The 24,697-nt window shown below is 72.9% G+C and carries 22 protein-coding genes; 11 read left to right on the top strand and 11 right to left on the bottom strand.

From position 1 onward, the window contains the following. Positions 1–2: 2 nt before the first annotated feature. The 4 genes from ABZ822_RS11620 to ABZ822_RS11635 all read right to left on the bottom strand — a co-directional run bounded on the left by ABZ822_RS11620 (position 3) and on the right by ABZ822_RS11635 (position 3,998). Positions 3–1,448 (bottom strand): amidase, encoded by a 1,446-nt coding sequence (locus tag ABZ822_RS11620; RefSeq protein WP_360850709.1) that lies wholly within the window; start codon positions 1,446–1,448, stop codon positions 3–5. A gap of 156 nt (positions 1,449–1,604) precedes the next feature. Further along, on the bottom strand, positions 1,605–1,739 hold the full coding sequence (locus tag ABZ822_RS11625) for a hypothetical protein (RefSeq protein WP_360850711.1): 135 nt from the start codon (positions 1,737–1,739) through the stop codon (positions 1,605–1,607). After that, on the bottom strand, positions 1,736–3,127 hold the full coding sequence (locus ABZ822_RS11630) for an OFA family MFS transporter (protein WP_360850714.1): 1,392 nt from the start codon (positions 3,125–3,127) through the stop codon (positions 1,736–1,738). Before ABZ822_RS11630 ends, ABZ822_RS11625 begins: the two co-directional genes overlap by 4 nt. Positions 3,128–3,392: 265 nt before the next feature. After that, entirely contained in the window at positions 3,393–3,998 is a 606-nt protein-coding gene (locus tag ABZ822_RS11635; RefSeq protein WP_360850717.1) for a hypothetical protein, read from the bottom strand. A gap of 289 nt (positions 3,999–4,287) precedes the next feature. Here ABZ822_RS11635 and ABZ822_RS11640 point away from each other — a divergent pair, with 289 nt between their 5' ends. The 6 genes from ABZ822_RS11640 (at position 4,288) to ABZ822_RS11665 (ending at position 12,162) form a co-directional block, all read left to right on the top strand. Further along, positions 4,288–7,134, top strand: coding sequence for a penicillin acylase family protein (locus ABZ822_RS11640; protein WP_360850720.1), 2,847 nt, complete (start codon positions 4,288–4,290; stop codon positions 7,132–7,134). A gap of 387 nt (positions 7,135–7,521) precedes the next feature. Then, on the top strand, positions 7,522–8,112 hold the full coding sequence (locus tag ABZ822_RS11645; protein ID WP_360850723.1) for a sigma-70 family RNA polymerase sigma factor: 591 nt from the start codon (positions 7,522–7,524) through the stop codon (positions 8,110–8,112). 193 nt (positions 8,113–8,305) lie between these two features. Beyond that, the gene (locus ABZ822_RS11650) at positions 8,306–8,773 is read left to right on the top strand and encodes a hypothetical protein (protein ID WP_360850726.1); all 468 of its coding nucleotides are present in this window, start codon (positions 8,306–8,308) and stop codon (positions 8,771–8,773) included. A 158-nt stretch (positions 8,774–8,931) separates the two neighbouring features. Beyond that, entirely contained in the window at positions 8,932–9,678 is a 747-nt protein-coding gene (locus ABZ822_RS11655) for a zf-HC2 domain-containing protein (protein WP_360850729.1), read from the top strand. A gap of 120 nt (positions 9,679–9,798) precedes the next feature. After that, a complete protein-coding gene (locus ABZ822_RS11660; RefSeq protein WP_360850732.1) occupies positions 9,799–10,707 on the top strand; it encodes a TIGR01777 family oxidoreductase in 909 nt (302 codons plus the stop codon). Between the two features lie 111 nt (positions 10,708–10,818). Then, entirely contained in the window at positions 10,819–12,162 is a 1,344-nt protein-coding gene (locus ABZ822_RS11665) for a CAP domain-containing protein (RefSeq protein WP_360850735.1), read from the top strand. A 120-nt stretch (positions 12,163–12,282) separates the two neighbouring features. Here ABZ822_RS11665 and ABZ822_RS11670 read toward each other — a convergent pair whose 3' ends face one another. Further along, positions 12,283–13,590, bottom strand: a complete 1,308-nt coding sequence (locus tag ABZ822_RS11670) for a DUF1343 domain-containing protein (protein WP_360850738.1) — start codon at positions 13,588–13,590, stop codon at positions 12,283–12,285. A gap of 155 nt (positions 13,591–13,745) precedes the next feature. Here ABZ822_RS11670 and ABZ822_RS11675 point away from each other — a divergent pair, with 155 nt between their 5' ends. Genes ABZ822_RS11675 through ABZ822_RS11685 form a run of 3 tightly spaced genes read left to right on the top strand, consistent with a single transcriptional unit; the run spans position 13,746 to position 16,797 of the window. Beyond that, on the top strand, positions 13,746–14,498 hold the full coding sequence (locus tag ABZ822_RS11675; protein ID WP_360851427.1) for an SDR family oxidoreductase: 753 nt from the start codon (positions 13,746–13,748) through the stop codon (positions 14,496–14,498). Then, positions 14,495–16,150: an AMP-binding protein gene (locus ABZ822_RS11680; protein WP_360850740.1), complete on the top strand. Its 1,656-nt coding sequence runs from the start codon at positions 14,495–14,497 to the stop codon at positions 16,148–16,150. The genes ABZ822_RS11675 and ABZ822_RS11680 overlap by 4 nt, the downstream gene beginning before the upstream one ends. Before the next feature lie 53 nt (positions 16,151–16,203). Further along, positions 16,204–16,797: a TetR/AcrR family transcriptional regulator gene (locus tag ABZ822_RS11685; protein ID WP_360850743.1), complete on the top strand. Its 594-nt coding sequence runs from the start codon at positions 16,204–16,206 to the stop codon at positions 16,795–16,797. A gap of 146 nt (positions 16,798–16,943) precedes the next feature. On the opposite strand, the gene ABZ822_RS11690 is transcribed toward ABZ822_RS11685, so the two are convergent. From ABZ822_RS11690 to ABZ822_RS11715, 6 genes are all read right to left on the bottom strand, one after another. Then, the gene (locus ABZ822_RS11690; protein ID WP_360850747.1) at positions 16,944–18,158 is read right to left on the bottom strand and encodes an acyl-CoA dehydrogenase family protein; all 1,215 of its coding nucleotides are present in this window, start codon (positions 18,156–18,158) and stop codon (positions 16,944–16,946) included. A gap of 6 nt (positions 18,159–18,164) precedes the next feature. Continuing rightward, complete coding sequence (locus ABZ822_RS11695) at positions 18,165–19,187, bottom strand: phosphotransferase family protein (RefSeq protein WP_360850749.1); 1,023 nt, start codon at positions 19,185–19,187, stop codon at positions 18,165–18,167. Between the two features lie 187 nt (positions 19,188–19,374). Then, a complete protein-coding gene (locus ABZ822_RS11700; protein ID WP_360850752.1) occupies positions 19,375–19,899 on the bottom strand; it encodes a gluconokinase in 525 nt (174 codons plus the stop codon). 218 nt (positions 19,900–20,117) lie between these two features. Continuing rightward, positions 20,118–20,483: a DUF202 domain-containing protein gene (locus ABZ822_RS11705; RefSeq protein ID WP_360850755.1), complete on the bottom strand. Its 366-nt coding sequence runs from the start codon at positions 20,481–20,483 to the stop codon at positions 20,118–20,120. Continuing rightward, positions 20,483–20,902: a DUF202 domain-containing protein gene (locus tag ABZ822_RS11710; protein ID WP_360851430.1), complete on the bottom strand. Its 420-nt coding sequence runs from the start codon at positions 20,900–20,902 to the stop codon at positions 20,483–20,485. The genes ABZ822_RS11705 and ABZ822_RS11710 overlap by 1 nt, the downstream gene beginning before the upstream one ends. 99 nt (positions 20,903–21,001) lie before the next feature. Continuing rightward, positions 21,002–21,526, bottom strand: coding sequence for an NUDIX domain-containing protein (locus tag ABZ822_RS11715; protein WP_360850758.1), 525 nt, complete (start codon positions 21,524–21,526; stop codon positions 21,002–21,004). A gap of 173 nt (positions 21,527–21,699) precedes the next feature. Between ABZ822_RS11715 and ABZ822_RS11720 the strand changes: the two genes are divergently transcribed. Both ABZ822_RS11720 and ABZ822_RS11725 read left to right on the top strand, forming a co-directional pair. Beyond that, on the top strand, positions 21,700–23,376 hold the full coding sequence (locus tag ABZ822_RS11720) for an FAD-binding dehydrogenase (RefSeq protein ID WP_360850760.1): 1,677 nt from the start codon (positions 21,700–21,702) through the stop codon (positions 23,374–23,376). A gap of 346 nt (positions 23,377–23,722) precedes the next feature. Beyond that, positions 23,723–24,673 (top strand): hypothetical protein, encoded by a 951-nt coding sequence (locus tag ABZ822_RS11725; RefSeq protein WP_360850763.1) that lies wholly within the window; start codon positions 23,723–23,725, stop codon positions 24,671–24,673. Positions 24,674–24,697: the final 24 nt, after the last annotated feature.

A 24,697-nucleotide genomic window follows, 5' to 3' on the forward strand; every position in this document is an offset into this window, starting at 1 on the left:
CGTCACCAGACGGCGGGCCGCCTCCCCGCCCAGGGGCGGGCCTCCTCCAGTTCCGCGGAGAGGGACAGCAGCGTCGTCTCCTCCCCGTACCGGCCGCCCAGCATGACCCCGATCGGCAGCTCCTCGTCGGTCCAGTGGAGCGGGAGGCTGACGGCCGGCTGGCCGGTGGCGTTGTAGAGCGGGGTGAAGGGGGTGTAGGCGGCGAGGGCGGTGAACTCGGCGTCCGGGTCCTCGTCGTTGCGCAACTGGCCCACCAGGGCCGGTGGTTGGGCGAGGGTCGGGGTGAGGATCACGTCGTAGCCCGTCCCGGGGGTGAGCAGGGCGTCCGCGATGGTCTGGCCGAGCACACGGAAGGTGTGCAGGGCTTCGGCGTAGCTCGTGCCCGAGACCGTGGCGCCGCGCTCGCGCAGACGGCGGGTCAGGGGCAGCAGCAGGCTCTCGGTCCCGGGCGGGACCGGCCGGCTGAGGGCGTTCACGTTCCACACGGAGGTGAAGGCGCGGCCCACGCTGTCGTCGACGGGCAGCTCCAACTCGTCCACGTGATGGCCGAGTTCGCGCAGCAGGCCCGCGGTGGACTCCGCCGCCGCACGGCAGTCGGGGTGCAGTTCCACACCGGGAACGGGCGGTGTCAGCAGCAGGACCACGCGCAGCGGCCCCGCGGGGTGGCGGCGGGCGGCCGCGAGGAAGGTCTCGCCCGCGGGCAGGGACGGCGCGCCGTACGGGTCGCCCGGCATCGGCCCGGCGAGCGCGTCGAGCAGGGCCGCCGCGTCCGCGACCGTACGGGCGATGGGGCCCGAGGTGGCGAGCCCGCTCACGTCGTGCAGGACCGGGCCCCCGCTGACCCGTCCGCGGCTCGGCTTGATGCCGAACAGGCCGCACACCGACGACGGGATGCGGATCGAGCCGCCGCCGTCGCTGCCGTGCGCGATCGGTGCCAGGCCGCCCGCGACGGAGGCGGCCGCCCCGCCGCTCGACCCTCCGGCCGACCGCTCGAGATCCCAGGGCGTACGGGCGGGAGGTGCGAGCCGGCCCTCGGTGTAGCAAGGGAGGCCGAACTCGGGGGTGTTGGTCTTGCCGAGCATGATGGTGCCGGCGGCGCGGAGCTTGGTGACCACGTGGTCGTCGGTGTCCGGGATGTGATCCGAGAACGCCTCGGATCCGTAGGTGCAGCGCACGCCGGCCACCGGGTTGAGGTCCTTCACCGGGACCGGCACACCGTGCAGCGGCGGCAGATCCCCGCCCTCCTCGCGGGCGGTCCGCGCCGCGCTCTCGGCCTCGGCGGCCTGTTTGCGGGCGATGTCGGCGGTGACGGTGATGAACGCCCCCAGGTCCGCGTCCAGCCGGTCGATCCGCGCCAGGTAGTGCTCGGTGAGTTCCACCGGCGAGAGCTTCCCCCGCCGGATCATCTCCGCCTGCTCCAGCGCTGTCAGGTCGTGCAGCTCGGCCATGCCCGTCCGTCCTCTCGGCGACTGAGGCGCATCGTCGCACTTCAGGCGAGCGGCGGACCAGACCGCGCCGGGAGGTCTCACGCGCGGAGCGCGCCCCGCCACCGCACAGGCCGGTGCGCCCGGTCTCGACCCGTGCCGGCCGGTTCCCGGCCCGCGTCAGCCCGTGAAGAGCTGCCGGAGCTTGAGCACCAACTCGTACACGCCGTACGCGAACGGGCCGCCGACCCAGAGCCAGGTGATCACCATCAGCGGGCGCCGCCCTCCGGCCTCCCGTGCGCTCGTGTCCGTCATGACGACGCCTCCTCGGACGCGGCGGGGGAGCGGCGGGCCTCGGGCGCGGGCTCCGGTTCGTGGTGGCGGGGGTGGACCGGCCGGACCAGTTCGTTGGCGACGAAGCCGACCACCAGCAGGCTGATCATGACGTAGAAGGACGTGGTGTACAGGTCGGGCCCGGAGTGGCCGGCCGATTCCTGTGCGTCCGCGATGGCGTTGACGATCAGTGGTCCGAGGACCCCGGCCGTGGACCAGGCGGTGAGCAGCCGGCCGTGGATGGCGCCGACCTGGAACGTGCCGAAGAGGTCCTTGAGGTAGGCCGGAACCGTCGCGAACCCGCCGCCGTAGAAGGACAGGATGACGGCCGCGCAGATGATGAAGAGCGGCTTGGAGGTGTCGCCCATCAGCGCGATGGCGAGGTACATCAGGGTCCCGGCGCCGAGGTAGAGCCGGTAGATGTTCTTGCGTCCGACCAGGTCGGAGGTGGAGGACCAGACGATGCGGCCCAGCATGTTGGCGAGGGAGAGCAGACCGACGAACCCCGCCGCCGCGGTGACCGTGACCGGGGTGCCGGTGCCGGAGAAGAAGTCGGTGATCATCGGGGCGGCCTTCTCCAGAATGCCGATCCCCGCCGTGACGTTGGTGCACAGGATCACCCACAGACACCAGAACTGCGGTGTCCGCAGGGCGTTGCGGGCCGAGACCTGTCCCGTGGTGACCAGGGGGCGGGCGGCCTCCGCGGCGGGTTCCCACCCCTCGGGCCGCCATCCGTCCGCGGGGACCCGGACCAGCGCGACGCCCATCGTCATGAACACCGCGTACGCAACTCCCATGACGAGGAAGGTCCGTGCGATGCCGGAGGTCTCCGTCCCGAAGGCGGAGAGCAGTCCCGTGGACCAGGGCGAGGCGATGAGCGCGCCACCGCCGAAGCCCATGATGGCGATGCCGGTCGCCATGCCGGGGCGGTCGGGGAACCACTTGATGAGCGTCGAGACGGGCGAGATGTAGCCGATGCCGAGCCCGATGCCGCCGACGAAGCCGTAGCCGAGCACGATCAGCCAGTACTGGCCGGCGGCGGCGCCCAGCGCGGAGATGAGGAAACCGGAGGAGAAGCAGAGGGCGGACACGCACATCGCCCAGCGAGGCCCGTTCCGCTCCACCAGCGTGCCGCCGAAGGCCGCGGACAGGCCGAGCATCACGATGGCGAGCTGGAACGGCAGCGCCGATGCCGTGCCGGACAGGTCCATCGAGCTCTCGAGCGGAGGCTTGAAGACGCTCCAGGCGTAGGCCTGCCCGATGGCGAGGTGGATGGACAGCGCGGCGGGCGGGACGAGCCAGCGGCTCCAGCCGGGCGGGGCGACGGTACGGGAGCGGTCGAGGATGTCCGGAACGAGGCGCGGGGACATGCGGTCACCTCCGACGCGGTCGGGACGAGGGCGGCGTCGGCGAGGAGTTCGGACCGCGTCGCCCCGGGACCGTACAACGTTCATCCATCTCTGAACAGGCCCGCCGCAAGGGCTTTCCGCCGCGTTCGTCAGGCCGTCGGCCGCAAACGGCACCGGCCCCTCGCCGCCGATCCTGGGCGGGCGATGGGCCGGTGTCCGGGTACGTCGTGGAGCGGCCGGCGGCGGGGGCCGGCGGTGGTGGTCCTGCGGGGCGGGGAGCCGGAGTTCAGGAGACGAGGGCGGCTCTCCGCGATCTTCTGGCGGACAGCAGCGCCTCCGGCGTCAGCACCCCCTCGGGCACGACGATGCCGCAGGTGGTGCAGACGGGACCCGAGCCCGGGTGGTGGCCAAGCCCCCAGCGCCAGTCGAGGCCGTCCTCCGCGCAGACCGGGCAGACGGACCGCGGGTCCGACTCCAGAGCGGCCACCAGACTGCGGACGACCACGGGGAGAGGGGAGGTGGGATGGTGCAGGGGGTCGTCGCACCACGCGACGCCGTACCCGCCCCAGGTGCGCCGATGCCAGTCGTCCAGGGGTCCGGGTTGGCGCATTCCGGCGTGCTTCTCGCGCCGGCGCCGTTCCGCGAACCTCACGTCGTAGGCGAGCCATTCGGTGCGTGCCTCTTCCAGTTCTGCCATCGCGGCGACGAGCCGCTCCGGGTCGGGCCGCCGGTCGCTGGTGCCGATTCCGGCCCGGGTGCACAGGTGGTGCCAGGTCGCCCTGTGACCGTACGGGGCGAATTTCTCCAGGCACTTGCGCAGGGCGGTCCGCCGCTGCTGGGTCGCAACCCTCGGGTCGCGCACGTGATCGGCGAGGCTTCTGAATCCGGCCATCTTCCTTGCCACCTCCGTGACTCGTCCTTCGGCGTTGAGGCGATAAGGGATGGACGAACGGGAGCGCGAAATGGATCCAATCGAACACTCTGACGAACGCATATCCGGCCATGGGGGTCTCGTTCGCGGCATTTGTTACGACTTGGGTCAGATGTTTGTGGAGATCTCAGGGAAGTTGACGGCTGCTCACCTTTCATCTTCCGGTCTTCTTGAACCGGCGGTAACCTCCGGCCACCGTCTTGGGATCCGTCCTTCCACCGTCTTGGGATCCGTCCTTGGAGGAGCAGGAATGCGATTGCGCACCCCACGCGTCACCGCCCTGCTCGCGCTGGTCACCGGACTGGTCGCGCCTTTGCCGCCGACCGCCGCGACCGCCGCAGAGCCGAGCAGCTCATCCGTCGCCGCCACCGACTACTGCGGGAGTCAGTGCTCCGACATCCTTCCGCCGGGCGAGAACGGCAACGCCACGCTCGTCGAGATCCTGGCCCACCGGGTCTTCGGCACCCGCCCCGCACACAGCTCCGACCAGCTCGGCCCGTACAACGCCCTGGTCGCCGGACAGGACTCCCTGACCGACGAGAAGCTGAACCAGTTCTTCAACGACGCCTCCTTCGGCGTCCCCCAGGACCAGGTCGCCTCGGTCACCAAACCGCGCGCGGACGTGACGATCACCCGCGACAAGAAGACCGGTGTCCCGCACATCCAGGGCACCACGCGGGAGGGCACCGAGTTCGGCGCCGGATACGCGGCCGGGCAGGACCGGCTCTGGATCATTGACCTCTTCCGGCACATCGGCCGCGGGCAACTCACGCCCTTCGCGGGAGGCGCCGCCGCCAACCAGGGTCTGGAGCAGCAGTTCTGGCCGCTCGCCCCGTACACCGAGAAGGATCTGCAGGCCCAGATCGACCGGATCATCGCGACCGGCGGCGAGCGCGGCAAGCAGGCCATGGCGGACGGGCAGGCGTACATCGACGGCCTCAACGCGTACCGCGAGAAGTCCAAGAGCGGGCGATACTTCCCCGGTGAGTACGTCCTCACCGGCCACGTCGACGCCATCACCAACCACGGCGAGATCGAGCCCTTCAAGCTCACCGACCTCATCGCCCTCGCCTCCGTGGTCGGCGGCCTCTTCGGCAACGGCGGCGGCGGAGAGGTCGAGTCGGCGCTCTCCCTGCAGGCCGCCCAGCAGAAGTACGGCGTCGCCGAAGGCACGAAGGTGTGGGAGTCCTTCCGGATGCGCAACGACCCGGAGGCCGCACTCACCGTCCACGACGGGGAGCGCTTCCCGTACGCGGGCAAGCCCGACGACGCGCGCGGCACCGCCATGCCCGACGCCGGGTCGGTCACGCGCGAACCGCTGGTGTTCGACCGCACCGGGGCCGCGAAGAGCGGTGCGGCCAGGAGCGGCGGCGCGGCGAAGGGCACGGTGCCCAGGGATCCGGTGAAGGCGCCGAAGAAACTCCGGCCGCTGCAAGGCATGTTCGACGACGGCGTGCTCCCCGGCGATCTGTTCTCGAGCCCGCGGCGCGGCATGTCCAACGCCCTGCTCGTCTCCGGCAAGCACACCGCGAGCGGCAACCCGGTCGCCGTCTTCGGGCCGCAGACCGGCTACTTCGCGCCCCAGCTGCTGATGCTGCAGGAGCTCCAGGGACCCGGCATCAGCGCCCGCGGTGCCTCCTTCGCGGGCATCGGGATGTACATCCAGCTCGGCCGCGGCCAGGACTACGCGTGGAGCGCGACCTCCGCCTCGCAGGACATGTCCGACACCTATGCCGTCGAGTTGTGCGAACCCGACGGCTCCGCCCCGGACAAGGACTCCACGCACTACCGCCACCACGGGGCCTGCAAGCCGATGGAGAAGCTGGAGCTGCGCAACGCGTGGAAGCCGTCGCTCGCCGACTCCACCGCCGCCGGCTCGTACCGCATGCAGGTGTACCGCACCGAGTACGGCACGGTGACGCACCGCGCCACCGTCGACGGCAAGCCCGTCGCGTACACCCTGCTGCGCTCCACCTACCGTCACGAGGCCGACTCGATCATCGGCTTCCAGATGCTCAACGACCCCGGCTACGTCAAGGACGCGAAGTCCTTCCAGCGCGCGACCGAGCACATCGGCTACGCCTTCAACTGGTTCTACGCCGACTCCCGCGAAGCCGCGTACTACAACAGCGGCCTGAACCCCGTACGCGCCGACGGCGTCGACCCCTCGCTGCCCGTGCGGGGCGAGAAGACCTACGAGTGGCGGGACTTCGAGCCGGCCGCCAACACCGCCGCGTACACCCCGCCCGAACAGCACCCGCAGTCCGTCGGGCAGGACTACTACATCTCCTGGAACAACAAACAGGCGCTGGACTACTCGTCCGCCGGATTCGGCAACGGCTCGGTCCACCGCGGCGATCTGCTGGACGACCGCGTCGGGAAACTGGTGGAGTCCGGCGGCGTGACCCGGGCCTCGCTCACGCGCGCCATGGCGGACGCGGCCGTCGCCGATCTCCGCGGCGAGGAGGTGCTGCCCGAACTGCTGAAGGTGCTCCGCAGCAAGCCGGTCACCGACCCGCAACTGGCCGAAGCCGTCCAGAAGCTGGAGTCCTGGCGGGACGCGGGCGCCGAACGCCGCGAGACCTCCGCCGGATCGCGCACCTACCGCCACCCCGACGCCGTACGCATCATGGACGCCTGGTGGCCGCTGCTCGTCGAGGCCGAGTTCAAGCCGGGCCTCGGCGCCGGGCTGTACGACGCGCTGCGCGCCAATCTGCCGGTCGACGAGGCCCCCTCGGCGGGCCACGGGCCCACGGGGGCGCACGCGGGCTCCTCGTTCCAGTTCGGCTGGTGGAGCTATGTCGACAAGGACCTCCGCCAGGTACTCGGTGAGCCGGTGAAGGGACGGCTCGCGAAGACCTACTGCGGCAACGGCGATCTGTCCGCCTGCCGCGACAGCCTGCTGACGAGTCTGAAGCGGGCCGCCGCCGAGCCGGCGAGCGAGGTCTACCCCGGCGACGCCTCGTGCAAGGCGGGCGACCAGTGGTGCGCCGACGCGATCGTGCACCGCGCGGTCGGCGGCATCACGCACGACGCCGTCCACTGGCAGAACCGGCCGACCTTCCAGCAGGTCGTGGAGTTCCCCCGGCACCGCTGAGGCGTGTGCGCACGGTCAGGGCCGCCCGGGGTGACCGCCCCGGGCGGCCCTGACGCGTTCCCGGCCGGGGTCGCCGCGGACGGCCGGAGACCGGCCCTCGAGCCGCATCGGCCGGGGGAGTTCCCCCCGCTCCGCACGGCGCCGTGAACCGGTACGCAACGTCGCCCGTATCTGCTCAACGACGGCACTTCCCACGCACCCGGTCCGCGCCCGTCAGCCATGCGGCCTGCCCTGATGTGTGGACGAGCCCGTCACCAGGGCTTGTCGGCGGCGGCAAGTCCACGACAAGACCTCACCAAGAGTCACTCCCGATCGTGGGGGTGTCGTGTCTCCGCGCGAGACCCGGCACCACCCCCACAGACGATCGATGGACGAGGACTCCGCCGCATGAGGCAGCGAACGGTCGAAGAGGCCAGGCCGACGGGAAAGGACGCGCCCGCGCGCGGAGCGACCGGGAGCGTTCCGGAGCCGCAGGCGGACGAGGTCTTCATCAGAGCGCTCTTCGCGAAGCACGGCGCCGTGCTGCTGCGCTTCGCGACCAGCCTCCTCGACGGTGACACGCACCGGGCCGAGGACATCGTCCAGGAGGCCGTGCTGCGGGCCTGGCGCCACTCCGGCGTCCTGGACCCGACGGCCGAGTCCGTCCGCCCCTGGATGTTCACGGTCGTACGGAACCTCGTGATCGACGGCCACCGGTCCAAGCAGGCGCGCCCCATGGAGTCCGGTGACGCCGCGCTCGTCGAGGTCGCGATGCCGGACGACATCGAGCAGACGCTGACCGCGATGCTCGTCCTGGAGACGATGGAGGCCCTGGCCCCGCACCACCGCGAGGTCCTGCTCCACATGCACTACCTCGGACGGAGCGTCGCGCAGACGGCGCAGGAGCTGAACGTGCCGCCGGGGACGGTCAAGTCCCGTACGTACTACGCGGTCCGGGCCCTGCGCGAGGCGCTCGAAGCCCGCGGGATCACCGCCTGACCGGTCGCCGGTCTCCCCGTACGCGACACCGGAGAAGCACCCGCACGCGACACCGGAGAGGCACGGCGGCGGACGCGGTCACGGGGCGAGTGACGAGCCGGCCCGCCCACCGCGAACCGCCGTTCCCTCCACGGCCGCCCGAGCCGCCCCCGCCGCTCGGCCGGCACGTCCTGAGCACGAAGGAAACGGAACTTTGCGCAGATTGATCACCCTCACGATCCCGGCCCTCGCGATACCCGCTGTCGCGCTCGGTCTGGTGCTCGCCCGCGCGCAGGGGGATCCGCCCCCGCGACCCGCCGAGACCGGGGGACACCGGACGATCGAGGTCGGCCAGACCTGTGCCTCCCTGCGGGAACGGGCCGAACTCTCCTGCGGCACGGCCGCGTTCGGGGACACCCGCTTCAACTGCGAGGGCGTGGACATCGGGCGGTGCCCGCTCACCCGGTCGGTGTCGGTCCGCAACACCGGCCGGACCCCGGTCACCCTCATCGTGGTCAGCGGCCCGCGTCAGGGCGAACGCCATGAGTCCGCACGCAAGCCCCTCGCGTCCGGCCAGGAGGCACGGCTGCGCCCGGGGTCGGGGGACCGCCTCCTCTACGACATCGTCGTCCGGGCGGAGGGAGACGGCCGCGGCAGCATCCGGATCCTGCGCGTCGCGTGACCCGGAGGGCCGGGCCGCCACCGCACCCGGAACCGGCCGCGCGCACGAGCGCCACCGGCCGAGGTGAACCGACCCCGACGGGCGTACGTCACCCCGGCAGCAGAGACTCGGCGCACGCGAGGAGCACCTGACATGACGACACATGGCGAGCTGACGCCATGATCCCGGCACCGGAGCACGATCCCGAACACCTCGGATCGCTCGTCGCCCATGCCTGCGGAGCACTGGACGACGAGGACGGCCGGGCCCTGGAGGAACACCTCTCGACCTGCGCGTCATGCAGCTTCGAGCTGGTCGAACTCCACGGTCTGCGCGAGCTGCTGGACCTGGTGCCGTCCGATCTCGTACGGGCCGCGGGGCCGCCGCCCCCGGTGAGCGAGCCGCTGGTGCGGCGGACGATCCGCGCGGCGCGGGGCAAGCGGGCGACCCGCCCGTCCCCGGGCACGGCCCGGCTCGCGGCGGCCGGTGCCGTCACGGCCCTCGCCCTGTGCGGCGGCATCGTCATCGGGCAGAGCATCGAGCCCCACGCCGGCCCGTCGGAGACCATCGGGTCGGCGGCCGAGAAAGCCACCGGCGCGGACGTCTCCACGTCATCGGTGCGGGGCGCCGCGGGAGTCGACGCGCGGACCGGTACCCGCATCGTGGTGAAGGTGACCGCGGCCGGGGACCGGGTCCGCCTCGGCGCCTCGGTGACCGGCGTCCCTGCCGGGGTGATGTGCCGTCTCGTGGTCGTCGGGTGGCACGGGGCGCGCGAGACCGCCGCGAGCTGGCGCGCCTCCGCCTCCGGTGAGAAGGACGTCGGCGAGATCGACGGACGGGCCTCCATGAATCCGGACGAGATCAAGGCCGTGGAGGTCCGGACCGCCGACGGACGCAGGCTGGTGTCGGTGCCCGTGCCCGCCTGACGGGCGGACACCTCCGGAGAGCAGCTGTCCCCCTCGTTCCGGGACGGCCCCCGGCACCGTCCGCACGTCGGTCACGGCCTACGCTGCAGGCAGGGGAGGTCGGCACGGCAAGGAGGCACGATGAAGGTCGTACTGGCGGGCGGCTCGGGCGCTCTGGGGCGGCGCATCGCCGCCGACCTGACCGAGCACGGCCACGAGGTCGTCGTCCTCACCCGGTCCGCGCGCCCCGGCTTCCCGTACCGCCAGGCCGTCTGGGACGGCCGGTCGGCCGGCCCGTGGGCGGCCGAGCTGGAGGGTGCCGCGCTCGTCAACCTCGCCGGGGAGCTGGTCGACCGCAGGCCCACCCCGGCCAACATCGAGCTGCTGACCCGCTCCCGCGTCGACCCGACCACCGCACTGGCCGACGCCGCGGCCGGCCTGGCCAAACCACCGGAGGTCTGGGTGCAGATGAGCACCCTGGCCATCTACGGCGACGGCGGCGAGGCCCTGCTGGACGAGCACGCGCCCCCGGCCGACGGTCCGCCGCAGATGGCCGGAGTGGCGCGCGCGTGGGAAGCGGCCGCCGAAGGGGCGCCCGCCGGGCGGCAGGTGGTGCTGCGCACCGCGGTCGTCCTGGACCGCGACACCCCGGCGCTGGACCGTATCGCCGGACTCGCCCGCTGGGGCCTGGGCGGCCGGATCGCCGACGGCCGCCAGTGGATGAGCTGGCTGCACATCGACGATCTGCTCGCCGTGATCCGGCTGGCGCTGACCGACCCGGGACTCACCGGCGTCCTCCACGCCACCAGCCCGAACCCCGTCCGCAACGCCGACCTCATGGCGGCACTGCGGGACGTACTGCACCGGCCCGCCGCCCCGCCCACCCCGGCGTGGCTGGTCCGCGCGGGAGCCCTGCTGCTGCGGACGGACCCGGCGCTCGCGCTCACCGGGCGCCGCTGCGTGCCGGCACGGCTGACCGAGCACGGCTTCACCTTCCGCCACGCCGACCTGCGGCCTGCGCTCGAAGACCTCCTGCGGCGGACCGGCTGACGACCCGGGACGTGGCATCCGACTCCGTTTCATGCTCCGTACGGCGCAGTGGAGTTGCCCGATCGGACGACGAGGCATGCGACCCCCCTGCCCCTCCGGTACGCATGGGTCATGGACTTCCACACCGGCCCTCAGCGGCCTCTCCGAGTTCGCCCGCGCCGTGCGCGCGGCAGGGGCGGAGCGCGGCTGCGGTTCGTCGTGCCCGCCGCGGTTCTCGCAGCGACTCTGGGCCTGCCCGCGGGCAGTGCCTGGGCCGACACCGATCCGCCGCCGGCCGCGGTAGGCGGCGACGAGCCGGGCCTGCACGGCGCTCCGGGCCGGCCGGACGGGGCCGGGCAGCCGGACGGTTCCGGCGAGGCCGACGTGACCGGTGCGGGACACGACGGCGCGGGGGACGACCGGCCCCCGGAGGACGGGTCGACCTCCCATGAGTGGACCTGGGCCCGGATGGACGAGATGGACCAGGCGCCCGGCCGCATGCCGCCCCGTGGCCAGGCACCGGAGTCCGATGCTCTGCCGGGTCGGGACGGGCCCTCCGAGGAGCAGGCGCAGCCCTTCGCGCAGCACGAGCAGCCCCCGGAGCCGCAGACGCTGCCTGCCGAGCCCGGTGCCCCGGAGCCCGTGGTTCAGCAGCCGTCGCAGCCGATGTCCCAGGAGCCGCAGATGCCCCAGTCGCGGCCCGAGAACGAGACGCAGCACGCGCAGCCGCAGTCGCGGCCCGTGCAGCAGGACTCCCCGGCAGCTGTCGAGGACCAGCCGACGGACCATCAGGATGCCGACCACCGGCCCCCGGCGGAGGGGCCCGCCGAGGTCCCGGCCGCCGGCGTCGAGCCGCCGCGCGAGCCCGAGCGTCGCCCGTCCGCGCGGCCCAAGTCGCCGCGGGAGCACGAGCGCCGTCCGGCCGCGAAGCCGAGGACGCCACGCAAGCACGACCGTCCGTCCACCCGTCCCAAGAGCCCCCGCGCCGCCGTCCAGAACGGCGGGACCACGTCCGCCGCCACAGGCGCCGAGGCGCCCGCGAAGGCCGGGACGGGCCAGGCGAAGCCGAAGACCGGAGTGCTGCGCAGCGCGGCCCGCCAGGTGGTCCGGCTGATCAACGCCAAGCGCACCGCGGCCGGTTGCCGGCCGCTGCGCGTCAGCCGCAAGCTGTCGCAGGCCGCCAAGGGCCACGCCGACGACATGGCGAAGACCGGCAAGCTGTCCCACACCGCCCCCGACGGCTCGCGCCCGAGCACCCGCGCGGCGCGCGCCGGGTACGGCGGCTGGTCCGCGATCGGGGAGAACATCGCCCGCGGCCAGCGGAGCCCCGCCCAGGTCACGCAGGACTGGATGAACAGCCCCGGACACCGGGCGAACATCCTCAACTGCGGCTACAAGGAGATCGGCGTCGGCGTCCGCGAGAGCGAATCCGGCGGCCGCTGGTGGTCCCAGAGCTTCGGGGCCCGGCGCCGCTGACCCGGCGCCGTCGATCCGGCGCCGATGACCCGCGCCGCGCGCCCGGGGAGCCCGGCCCTCCGGGGCCGGACTCCCTTTCGCAGCGCTCGTCGAGCGGGGTCCGCCGTCAGCGGGCCCCGCTCAGCGGTACCGCAGGTACTTCTTCCGCACGGCCCGGAACTCCGCCAGCCGTTCCCGCCAGGCCCGGACGACGTCGTCCGTGTCCGCCCCGTCGTCGATCATCGTGCGGACGGTCGCCGAGCCCGTCAGCTTGTCGATCCACTTGTCCTCGCGCCAGGCGAAGCCGCTCCACACACGCTTCGCGGTGACCAGTAGCCCGATGCCGGTGCGCACCGGGTCGTACGCCGCCCGGTCGTGGACGTGGAGCTGCACACCGCCGACCGTCTTGCCCTGGAACTTCGAGAACGTGGGCGTGAAGTACGCCTCGCGGAAGTGGACGCCCGGCAGGTCCAGGTCGCCCGCGGCCTCGGCCCACCGGCGGTCGATGCCTTCCGCGCCGAGCAGTTCGAACGGGCGGGTGGTGCCGCGCCCCTCGGACAGGTTGGTGCCCTCGAACAGGCAGGTGCCGGAGTAGACGAGGGCGGTCTCTGGCGTCGGCATGTTGGGGCTGGGCGGCACCCACGGCAGCCCGGTGGTGTCGAAGAAGTCGTCCCGCCGCCATCCGGACATCTCCACGATCTCCAGATCGGCCGCACGCCCGGCCGCCGACGGCACGAACTCCGCGTTGAACAGCAGCGCCAGCTCGGCCACCGTCATTCCGTGCGCCTGGGCGATCGGCTCGCGCCCGACGAAGGTGGCGTACGCCTTGTCGAGCACCGGCCCGTACGCGTTGCGCCCCGTGACCGGGTTGGGCCGGTCCAGGACGACGACGCGCTTGCCTGCGAGCACCGCCGCGACCATGCAGTCGAAGAGGGTCCAGATGTAGGTGTAGAAGCGCGCGCCCGCGTCCTGGATGTCGAAGACGACGGTGTCGACGCGCGACTCGGTGAAGATGTCGGCCAGCGCCTGGCCGCTCTTCTGGTAGGTGTCGAAGACGGGGAGCCCCGTCGCTGGGTCGTCGTAGCGTCCCTCGGACCCGCCGGCCTGGGCCGTGCCGCGGAACCCGTGCTCGGGGCCGAAGACGGCGGTCAGATTCACCCGGTCGTCGGGGTGCATGACGTCCACGATGTGGCGGACGTCGGCGGTGACACCGGTGGGATTCGTCACCATGCCCACGCGCTGCCCGTCCAGCAGGCGGTAGCCGGAGGCCGCCAGCCGGTCGAAACCCGTACGCACGCGTCCCCCGCCGCCGCCCGGGGTGTACGCGCTTCCGCCGTGCATCCCCTCGGCCGCCGATGCCGGACTCACCCCGGCCGCGAGGGCACCCGCGGCTCCGGTGGCGGCCAGCAGTCTCCGTCTGGACAGATTCGATTCCGCAGAAGTCGACATGTCCGCGCACGCTAGCGCCCCCGGGCGCCCGGCGGAACGACCCCGGCACACCCCGGGGCCCTCTTTCGCACAACATACCGACTGGTTAGTCTGTTGCCGGTCGAGCCGCGCTTGAGCCGAGTCGAAGGAGCCGCGACGTGAACGACGGAAAGACGCTGGAAGATGCCGGAGTCGTCGTCACCGGAGCCGGGGGAGGGATCGGCGCGGCACTCGCCCGCCGGTTCGCCACGGAGGGTGCCCGGGTCGTCGTCAACGATCTGAACGCGGACAAGGCCAAGGCCGTCGCCGAGGAGATCGGCGGCACCGCGCTCCCCGGCGACGCGTCGGCCGTCGTCGCCGACGCCCGCGACGCGCTGGGCGGCACCGTCGACGTCTACTGCGCCAACGCCGGTCTCGCGTCGGGCGGGAACGAGGACGCGGACGAGGACGTGTGGGCCGCCGCCTGGGACGTCAACGTCATGGCCCACGTCAGGGCGGCCCGCGAACTCGTCCCCGCATGGCTCGAAAGGGGCCGCGGGCGCTTCGTCTCCACCGTCTCGGCGGCCGGGCTGCTCACCATGATCGGCGCGGCACCGTACAGCGTGACCAAGCACGGCGCCCTCGCCTTCGCCGAGTGGCTCTCCCTCACCTATCGCCACCGGGGCATCGACGTGCACGCGATCTGCCCGCAAGGCGTGCGGACCGACATGCTGACCGCGGCCGGCAGCGCGGGCGAGATCGTGCTCGCACCCACCGCCATCGAGCCCGAGGACGTCGCGGACGCCCTGTTCGACGCGATGGCCGAGGGCCGCTTCCTCGTCCTCCCGCACGCCGAGGTCGCCGGCTTCTACGCGGCCCGCGCCAGTGAGAACGACCGCTGGCTCGCCGGGATGAACCACATCCAGCAGAAGTGGGAGGCCGCCCGGTGACCTCCTCCCTCTACGCCGCCCAGCCCTGGCTGTCCCTCCTCACCGACGCCCAGCGCGCCCCCTCCACCCCGCCCGAGACCGTGCTGCACGCCTTCCGCGACCGGGCGCGCTCCCGGCCCGATGCCACCGCGCTGGCCTACTTCGACGGGCGGATCAACTACGGCGAGGCCGACGCGCTCTCCGACGCCCTCGCCGGACACCTCGCCGAGCGCGGCTTCGCGCGCGGCGACCGCCTGGCCGTGGTCCTGCAGAACGTCCCGCAGTTCGCGCTGGCGGTGCTCGGCGCGTGGAAGGCGGGCGGGACGGTCGTCCCGGTCAACCCGATGTACAAGGAGCGGGAGGTCGCGCACGTCCTGGCCGACGCCGAGGTGACCGCGCTGGTCTGCGCGGACCGGGCCTGGGAGTCGTATCTGCGCGCCACCGCGGAGGGCTCACCCGTCCGGATCGTGCTGACGACCAGTGAGTTCGAGCTGCAGACGCGGAACGACGAACGGGTCCTGCGCGGCGAGCGGATACCGCTGCCCGACGGTGCGGAGGACCTGCTGGAGGCCGCCCGCCGCGGCGCCCCCGCCCCCGCCGGCCGGGAGCCCTCCGCCGGCGACATCGCGCTGATCAGCTACACCTCGGGCACCAGCGGCACCCCCAAGGGCGCCATGAACACCCACGGCAACATCGCGTACAACGCGGAGCGCCAGCGCACCGGCCTCGATCTGCCCGAAGGATCCACCTACTTCGGCCTCGCCCCGCTCTTCCACATCACCGGCATGGTCTGCGAGCTGTGCGCCTGCCTCGCGAGCGGCGGCACGCTCGCCCTCGCCTACCGCTTCGAGCCCGGAGTCGTCCTGGACGCCTTCGCCGAGCACCGGCCCGCGTACACCGTCGGCCCGTCCACGGCCTTCATGGCCCTGGCCGCCCACCCCGCCTGTACGCCGGACCACTTCGCCTCCTTCTCGATGATCTCCTCGGGCGGGGCTCCGCTGCCGCCCGCGCTGGTGGAGAAGTTCCGGGCGGGCTTCGGCCCGTACATCCGCAACGGGTACGGGCTCACCGAGTGCAGCGCGCCCTGCGCCAGCGTCCCACCCCAGCTCGAGGCCCCGGTCGACCCGGCCTCCGGCACGCTGTCCGTCGGTGTGCCCGGCCCCGACACGGTGGTGCGGATCGTGGACGACCAGGGCCAGGACGTGCCGTTCGGGGAACAGGGCGAGATCGCGGTCCGCGGCCCGATGGTCGTGCCCGGCTACTGGCGTCGCCCGGAGGCCGGCGCCGAGGCCCTCCCGGACGGTGAGCTGCGCACCGGCGACATCGGCTTCATGGACGAGCAGGGCTGGTTGTACGTCGTCGACCGCAAGAAGGACATGATCAACGCGTCCGGCTTCAAGGTGTGGCCGCGCGAGGTCGAGGACGTCCTCTACACCCATCCGGCGGTGCGGGAGGCGGCGGTGGTCGGCGTGCCGGACGCCTATCGCGGCGAGACGGTCAAGGCGTACGTCAGCCTGCGCCCGGGAGCCGCGGCGGAACCGCAGGAACTGGCCGCGTACTGCAAGGAACGGCTCGCGGCATTCAAGTATCCGCGCGATGTGGAGATCCTGCCGGAGCTGCCGAAGACGACAAGTGGGAAGATCCTCCGGCGGGAACTGCGTTCCCGCGCATGACGCGCACGACCGGCCGGAACGCGCCGGTGACGAACGAAAGGCGGGTGGCGGCAATGGCCAGAACGACGGACGGAGACGGCGGCCCCGTCCCGCAGCGGCTGCTGGCCGCCGCCACCCGCCTCTTCGCGGAACGCGGCTACGACCGGACCTCCGTGCAGGACATCGTCGAGGCGGCCGGCGTGACCAAGGGCGCGCTGTACCACTACTTCGGTTCCAAGGACGACCTGCTGCACGAGATCTACGGTCGTGTGCTGCGGCTCCAGCAGGAGCGGCTGGACGCCTTCGCGGACGCCGACGCCCCGGTCGAGCAGCGGCTGCGCGACGCGGCCGCCGACGTCGTCGTGACCACCATCGACAACCTCGACGACGCGTCGATCTTCTGGCGCTCCATGCACCACCTGAGCCCGGAGAAGCACAAGCAGGTCCGTGCGGAGCGGCGGCGCTACCACGAGCGCTTCCGCGCGCTGATCGAGGAGGGCCAGGAGAGCGGTGTCTTCAGCACGGCGACACCGGCGGACCTGGTGGTGGACTACCACTTCGGGTCGGTGCACCACCTGTCGACGTGGTACCGGCCGGCGGGCCCCATGACGCCCCACCAGGTGGCGGACCACCTGGCGGACCTCCTGCTCCGCGCCCTGCGGCCGTAACGCCCGCCGCGGCGGGCGCCCCGCGACGCCCCCGTACGTTTCGCGCCGCCGCGGACGGGATCACCTCCCGCCCGCGGCGGCGCGTCGTGCGTCCCCGCGGCAGCGCCCGCACGCGCCCGCACGCGCCCGCACGCGGCTGCGCGTGACTACATGTGGCGCTTCAACTCGCGGCGCGCCAGCGACCGTTGGTGGACCTCGTCCGGGCCGTCGGCCAGGCGGAGGGTGCGCGCTCCCGACCACAGCTCCGCGAGCGGGAAGTCCTGGCTGACGCCACCCGCGCCATGGAGCTGCACCGCCTTGTCGAGGATGTCGACGACCGTACGCGGTGTCGCGATCTTGATGGCCTGGATCTCCGTGTGCGCGCCCTTGTTGCCGACCGTGTCCATCAGCCAGGCCGTCTTCAGCACCAGCAGCCGGAGCTGCTCCACCGCCACCCGCGCGTCCGCGATCCACTCCTGCACCTGGCCCTGGCCGGCCAGCGGCTTGCCGAACGCCGTACGGGACACCGCCCTGCGGCACATCAGCTCGATCGCCCGCTCCGCCATGCCGATCAGCCGCATGCAGTGGTGGATCCGGCCCGGGCCGAGGCGGGCCTGGGCGATCGCGAAGCCGCCGCCCTCCTCACCGATCAGGTTGGACGCCGGGACGCGGACGCCGTCGAAGACGACCTCGGCGTGCCCGCCGTGGAAGTGGTCCTCGTAGCCGTAGACCTGCATGGCGCGCCGGACGTCGAGGCCGGGGGTGTCGCGGGGTACGAGGATCATCGACTGCTGGCGGCGGATGTCCTCGCCGTCCGGGTCGGTCTTGCCCATGACGATGAAGATCCGGCAGTCGGGGTTCATCGCGCCGGAGATGTACCACTTGCGCCCGGTGATGACGTACTCGTCGCCGTCCCGCTCGATCCGGGTCTCGATGTTCGTCGCGTCCGAGGAGGCCACCTCGGGTTCGGTCATCGCGAACGCCGACCGGATCTCGCCGGCGAGCAGTGGCTCCAGCCACTGCTTGCGCTGCCGCTCGTCGCCGAACTGGGCCAGCACCTCCATGTTGCCGGTGTCCGGCGCCGCGCAGTTCAGGGCCGTCGGCGCCAGGTGCGGGCTGCGGCCGGTGATCTCGGCCAGCGGCGCGTACTGCAGATTGGTCAGCCCTGCCCCGTACTCGGAGTCGGGCAGGAAGAGGTTCCACATGCCCTGCGCGCGGGCCTCGGCCTTCAGCTCCTCGAAGACCGGCGGTGTCAGCCAGGGGGAGGCGAGCTGAGCGTGCTGCTCGTGCGCCACGGCCTCGGCGGGGTACACGTGCTCGTCCATGAAGGCGAGGAGCTTCGCGCGGAGTTCCTCGGTGCGGGCGTCGAATGCGAAGTCCATGGCTGCTCAGCTCTCCTGGAGGGTGGTGAGGCCGTTGTCGATGAAGACGGGGACGAGTTCGCCGATGCGGTCGAAGCCCGCGCCGACGGTCTGCCCGAGCGTGAAGCGGTAGTGGATGCCCTCGAGGATGACCGCGAGCTTGAACCAGGCGAACGCCTCGTACCAGGAGACGGCCGAGACGTCGCGGCCGGAGCCCGCCGCGTACCGCTCGATCAGCTCGCCGGGCTCCGGGTGCCCCGGTGCGCCCGCGGTCGTCGAGACCGGGGAGTGGGGGACGTCGACGCGGCGGCTGTACATCACCAGCAGCCCGAGGTCGGTCAGGGGATCGCCGAGTGTGGACATCTCCCAGTCGAGAATGGCGCGGATCCGGTCGTCCCCGTCCACCAGGACGTTGTCGAGGCGGTAGTCGCCATGGACGACCGTGGGGGCGGGGGAGGTGGGAAGGGCACGGCCGAGGGCGGCGTGCAGCTCGTCGATGCCCGGCAGTTCACGGTTGCGCGAGGCGTCGAGCTGCTTGCCCCAGCGGCGGAGCTGCCGGTCGAGGAAGCCCTCCGGGCGCCCGAAGTCCCCGAGCCCCGCCGACTCCGGGTCGACCGCGTGCAGGCCGACGAGCGTGTCGACCAGGCCGAGGACCACCTCGCGCGTGCGCGATGGCCCCAGGCGCGACAGCTGCCCCGCGGTCCGGTACGGGGTGCCCTCCACGAACTCCATGACGTAGAACGGCGACCCGATGACGGACTCGTCCTCGCACAGCAGCAGCGGCTCGGGCACCGGCACGTCGGTGGGGTGCAGCGCGCTGATGACGCGGTGCTCACGGCGCATGTCGTGCGCGGTGGCGAGGACGTGCCCGAGCGGCGGCCGGCGGACGACCCAGCGGGACGTGCCGTCGGTCACCCGGTACGTGAGGTTCGACCGGCCGCCCTCGATCAGCTCGGCGCCGAGCGGCCCCCGGACCAGCCCGGGGCATGCGCGGTCCAGGTGGCCGCGCAGCCGCTCCAGGTCGAGTCCGGGCGGGTGATCGTTGCTCATCGGGCACTCTCCTCCGTGGGGAGACGGTCATCGTCTGCCCCACATCATGCCGACCAGTCGGTATGTAGTCCAGTGGGTGCCCGGACCGCCCATCCTCGCCGCAGGCCCGCCTCCGCTCAACACCGCCTTGCGGAAGCGCCGGATCCGCAGGCCGCGCCCGCTGGAGCGGCGGGGCTCGTACGAGCTGTCAGGAGGGGAGGGCGTCCCGTGCCAGGGCCGTGGTCTCCTCGACCGTCCCCTCGATCGGGACCGAGGCCCCGCGCTCGTCCTCGCCCAGCGGCTCCAGATCGGCGAACTGCGTCCGCAGCAGCCGCGGCGGCATGAAGTGGTCCTTGCGGTCCGCCAGGCGGTGGGCGATGAGTTCGAACGAGCCGCTGAGATGGACGAAGTACGCGGACGGCGCCGCCTCCGCCAGCCGGTCGCGGTAGGACCGCTTGAGCGCCGAACAGCTCACCACCCCGCCGGTGGTGGCGTGGTGGGCGAGCCAGTCGCCGATCCCGTCGAGCCACGGGACCCGGTCGGCGTCGTCCAGCGGTTCGCCGTCCGCCATCTTCGCGACGTTCTCGGGCGGGTGGAAGTCGTCGGCCTCCGCGTACGGGACGCCCAGCTCCCCGGCGAGCCGCTCGCCGATCGTCGTCTTGCCCGAACCGGAGACGCCCATGACGACGACCAGGGGCGCGGTGCGTCGCGTACGGCGTCGTTGCGTGGCCATGGACACCTCTGGCGCTGTCGTCGTCGTCCGGGAGCCGCGTCCGTTGTCTGCGGAAGCGTTCCGTCCGCCCAGGCTAGTCCGCGCTTCGTGACTCCGCGCCGCCGCCACCCCGCGGCCTCCCGGCACCCGGGCCGGGGGTGCGACCTGCGGACCGGGCCAACTTCTGGGCTCCGGGCGGGCGGGTGGGCGGACCCGGGCCCGCTCCTCCGACTCCTCCGTCAGGCGGCGACGGCGTGGGCGGCCGCCCCCACGACCGCCAGCGCGATGACGCACCACGCGGCCGCGGCGGCCGTACGGGCGGACAGCGCGGGCGGCCGCCGCGCGTCCAACGCCCGCATCCGGCGGTGCGCCACCGCCAGGAACGCCAGCAGCAGCGGCGCGCCCACCGCCACCGTCACTGCCGTCCCCACGGGCCCCGCGCCGTGCAGCAGCTCCCGCGCGGCGAGCAGTGCGGCCGCCACGTACGTCAGGGTCGTACGCCGCCACGCCAGGCGTGTGCGCTCCGGCTGCAGACCCGGATCCCGCCCGGCGTCCGCGTCCCGCTCGCCGCGCCCGGTGCCCTCGCCGCGTGCCGCGGGTGCCATCAGTCCGCCCAGCCCGCGGCAACGGCGACGACCATCACCACCGCCACCGCGGCGATCGCCAGCGCCAGCAGGGAGGGGAAGCGGGAGACCGGCAGGTCCTCGCCGCGCCGCATCGCGCGCTCGCAGCGCACCCAGTGGTGGACGGCCCGTACGGCGCACAGCGCGCCGACCGCGAGGAGCACCAGGGCGAGCGTGACCCGGAGGGTTCGGTGCAGGTCCGGCAGGAACTGGGAGACCGCGAAGCCGCCCGCCAGGAGTGCGAGGGCCGTGCGCAGCCAGGCCAGCAGCGTGCGCTCGTTCGCCAGCGAGAACCGGTAGTCGGGGGTCTCGCCCTCCTCGGCGATCCGCTCGGGCGCGAACCACAGGCGTGCCCCCGCGGCGGCCGCCCGCACCTTCCCGGGCAGAGCCTTCACGGACATGATCACGGTCGGCACCCTACCCGCAGGGCCGGCCCCACCCGGGGGACCCACCGGACCTGCCCCTGTGCGCGGGGCCACCGGACCGTCGCCCCCGTAGACCTACCGCCGCCACTCCTGGAGCCTTCGGTACGCCTCCAGCCCGTCCGGCACCCAGCTCCACCGCGTCAGCCGCTCCGCCAGCTCCTCGTCGGTGAGGAAGGTGTGCCAGGCGACCTCATCGGCCTGGGGATCGACCGGCTGCGTGCAGCGCACCTCGTGGACGGCGCTCCACCACGTCCGCCCGGGTGCCTCGTAGAGGAACGTGAACAGTGGTACGGGCTGCGGCAGTCCGGAGACGCCCAGCTCCTCCTCGGCCTCGCGCAGCGCCGCCTCCGCGTAGGTCTCGCCCGCGCCGACCACCCCGCCGACGAACATGTCGTACAACGAGGGGAAGACCAGCTTCTCCGCTGTCCTGCGGTGTACGAAGATCCGGTCCCGGGCGTCGCGCGCGAGGACGAAGACGCAGCGGTGCCGCAGGTTCCGTGCGTACGCCTCGCCGCGCGGCGCCTGCCCGACGACGCGGTCCGCTTCATCCACGATGTCCAGCATTTCGCCTGCGGAGCGCGGTTCCTGCTGATCGGTCATGGCCGTCATCCAAGCAGACCCTGCCGCGCCGAAGCCGTCCCCCGCCGTCGGACGGACCGTGGTCACCTGGGTCCGGGAGGTTGACGCGGTGTACGACTGTCCAGAAGATCGTACGCAGCAGTAACCCCAGTGACCGGCCGACCGGCTGCCACGCCCCGACGAGGACGGAACCGATGGCTTACGACGCTGATGTGATCGTGATCGGAGCGGGGCTGGCGGGACTGGCCGCCACCGCCGAACTCGCCGACGCAGGCCGCCGGGTGATCCTGCTCGACCAGGAGCCCGAGGCGTCGATGGGCGGGCAGGCGCACTGGTCCTTCGGCGGGCTGTTCTTCGCCGACTCGCCGGAGCAGCGCCGGATGCGAATCCGCGACAGCCGCGAACTGGCCCTGCAGGACTGGCTGGGCACGGCCGGGTTCGACCGCGTCGAGGACCACTGGCCGCGCCGCTGGGCCGAGGCGTACGTGGACTTCGCGGCGGGCGAGAAGCGGTCCTGGCTGCACGGGCAGGGCGTCCGGTTCTTCCCGGTCGTCGGCTGGGCCGAGCGCGGCGGATACGGCGCGACCGGGCACGGCAACTCCGTGCCCCGCTTCCACATCACCTGGGGCACAGGTCCCGGGCTGGTCGAGCCGTTCGAGCGGCGCGTGCGGGCCGGTGCCTCGCGTGGCCTGGTCGATCTGCGCTTCCGCCACCGGGTCACCGGACTCACGCGCACGGCCGGAGCGGTGGACACCGTGAGCGGCGAGGTGCTGGCGCCCAGCGACGCGTCGCGCGGCGAGGCGAGCAACCGCGAGGTCACCGGATCCTTCGAACTCCGGGCCCAGGCCGTCATCGTGACCTCGGGCGGCATCGGCGGCAACCACGACCTCGTACGGAAGAACTGGCCCGAACGCCTCGGGACGCCGCCGCGGCACATGCTCTCGGGCGTGCCCGCGCACGTGGACGGCGAGATGCTCGGGCTGGTCGAAGGCGCGGGCGGACGCATGATCAACCGCGACCGGATGTGGCACTACACCGAGGGCATCGAGAACTGGAACCCGATCTGGGCCAAGCACGGCATCCGCATCCTGCCCGGCCCGTCCTCGCTCTGGTTCGACGCCCGCGGGCGCCGCCTCCCGGTGCCGCTGTTCCCCGGCTTCGACACCCTCGGCACGCTCGAGCACATCATGACGACCGGCTACGACTACACGTGGTTCGTGCTGGACCAGCGCATCATCGGCAAGGAGTTCGCGCTCTCCGGCTCCGAGCAGAACCCCGACCTGACGGGCCGCAGCATCCGCGGCGTCGTCGACCGGGCGCGCTCCGACGTCCCGGGCCCGGTCAGGGCGTTCATGGACCACGGCGCCGACTTCGTCGTGGAGAAGGATCTCCCGGCGCTCGTCCGCGGCATGAACGCGATCACCGAGGAGCCGCTGATCGACGAGGCCGAGCTGCGCCGCGAAATCGTCGCGCGCGACCGGGAGATCACCAACCCGTTCACCAAGGACCTCCAGGTGATGGCCATGCGCGGGACCCGTAACTACCTGGGCGACAAGCTCATCCGGACCGCGGCGCCGCACCGCATCCTCGACCCCAAGGCCGGCCCGCTGATCGCCGTACGACTGCACATTCTCACCCGCAAGTCGCTGGGCGGGCTGGAGACGGATCTCTCCTCCCGTGTCCTGGAAGGCGATTCGGCCCCGGGCGCGGCCGGCCAGGAGCCGCTGCCGGGTGTGTACGCGGCGGGGGAGGCGGCCGGGTTCGGCGGCGGGGGCGTGCACGGCTACCGTGCGCTGGAGGGCACGTTCCTCGGCGGCTGCCTCTTCTCCGGGCGTACGGCGGGCCGGGCGGCGGCGAAGGCCGTCGGCTGACCGCACGGCACCCCTCGTCCGCGATCGGCGCGGCGCGTCCACCGAGGGCCGTGCGAGTGCCCCGGCCGTCGCCAGATGTCTAGACCGGGCTACGATCGTCTGCCGTCCGGGAAGCGCCCTGGTCACCGGCGGTGACCGTGCCAACGGTGCGGCGCGCCCGGCCGGTTGGGGCGCGCGGGCGCCTCCGGTCGGCCTTGACGCGGACCAGTGACTACCGGTTTGCTGTGCGTGATCATTGGGACGATGGGCGGGGCACGACCGGCCCCGCCGGACCACCATCGTCGTGACTGCGCGAAGACGCCCCAGCGGGGCAGAAAGTGGCGTGCGCCGTGGAGGAAGCTCGCGGATGACTCCCCCTCCACCTCCCCTCGGCCGGACACGGCAGAGGGTCGGCCTGAGCTTCGACCCCGCATTCGACGACACCGATCTCTCCAAGGCGCGCGACTCGCTCGCCCACGGGCGGTGGGGCGAGGCCCGGTCGTTGCTCGCCAAGACCGGTGACGACTGGGAACGCCGCGGTCACCGGCTCGTCGTCCTCGGTGAGATGCCCACGAGCGTGGCCTGGGCCGAGGACTGGCTCCTCGCGGAGCCCGACAGCGCCTGCGCCTCCGCCCTGTTCGCCTGCGCCACCGTCTCGCGGGCGCTGCGCGGCAAGGCCCACCCGGACCAGGCGCGTGACGCGTGCCGGCGTGCGGCGCGCGTGGCGCCCGCCGACCCGACGCCCTGGCTCGCGCTGCTGATCCTCGTCCGCCGCACCGGTACGGACGAGGAGCGGCTCCAGGTCTTCGACCAGGTGCGCGGCCGCCACCGCGACCACCACCACGCCCACCACCTGATGACCGCATGCCTGGCGGAGCGTCAGCAGGGCGACCGGGACGACCCGTTCCACGAGGTGTACGACTTCGCCGCCTGGGCCGCGGAACAGGCCCCGGCCGACTCCCCGCTCGCCGTGCTGCCCGTGGTCGCGCACACCGAGCGCTACCGCGTCCTCGCCCGGGCCGGGATCGAGCCCTCCGACCCCGCGCGCTCCGCGCACTGGACCACGCGCAGGGCGCGGCAGGCGATGAAGGCCGCCTTCGACTGGTGGCTGGAGTGGGAGGCGGAGGACCACCCCCGCAGGACCGTGGACCTCAACTACCTCGCCCAGGCCAAGGTGTACGAGGGGCGGCTGGCCGAGGCGGCCGCCCTGTTCAACCGGATCGGGCCGCACGCGACGACCGTTCCCTGGTCGTATCCCGACCGCGACCCGAAAAAAGCATTCCGCGCCGCGCGCCGTGCCGCACTCGGCTCGGCGTAGCGCCCCGGCCCCCGGCTCCGCACG

This window comes from Streptomyces sp. NPDC047108, assembly GCF_040643575.1.
Lineage (GTDB): Bacteria > Actinomycetota > Actinomycetes > Streptomycetales > Streptomycetaceae > Streptomyces.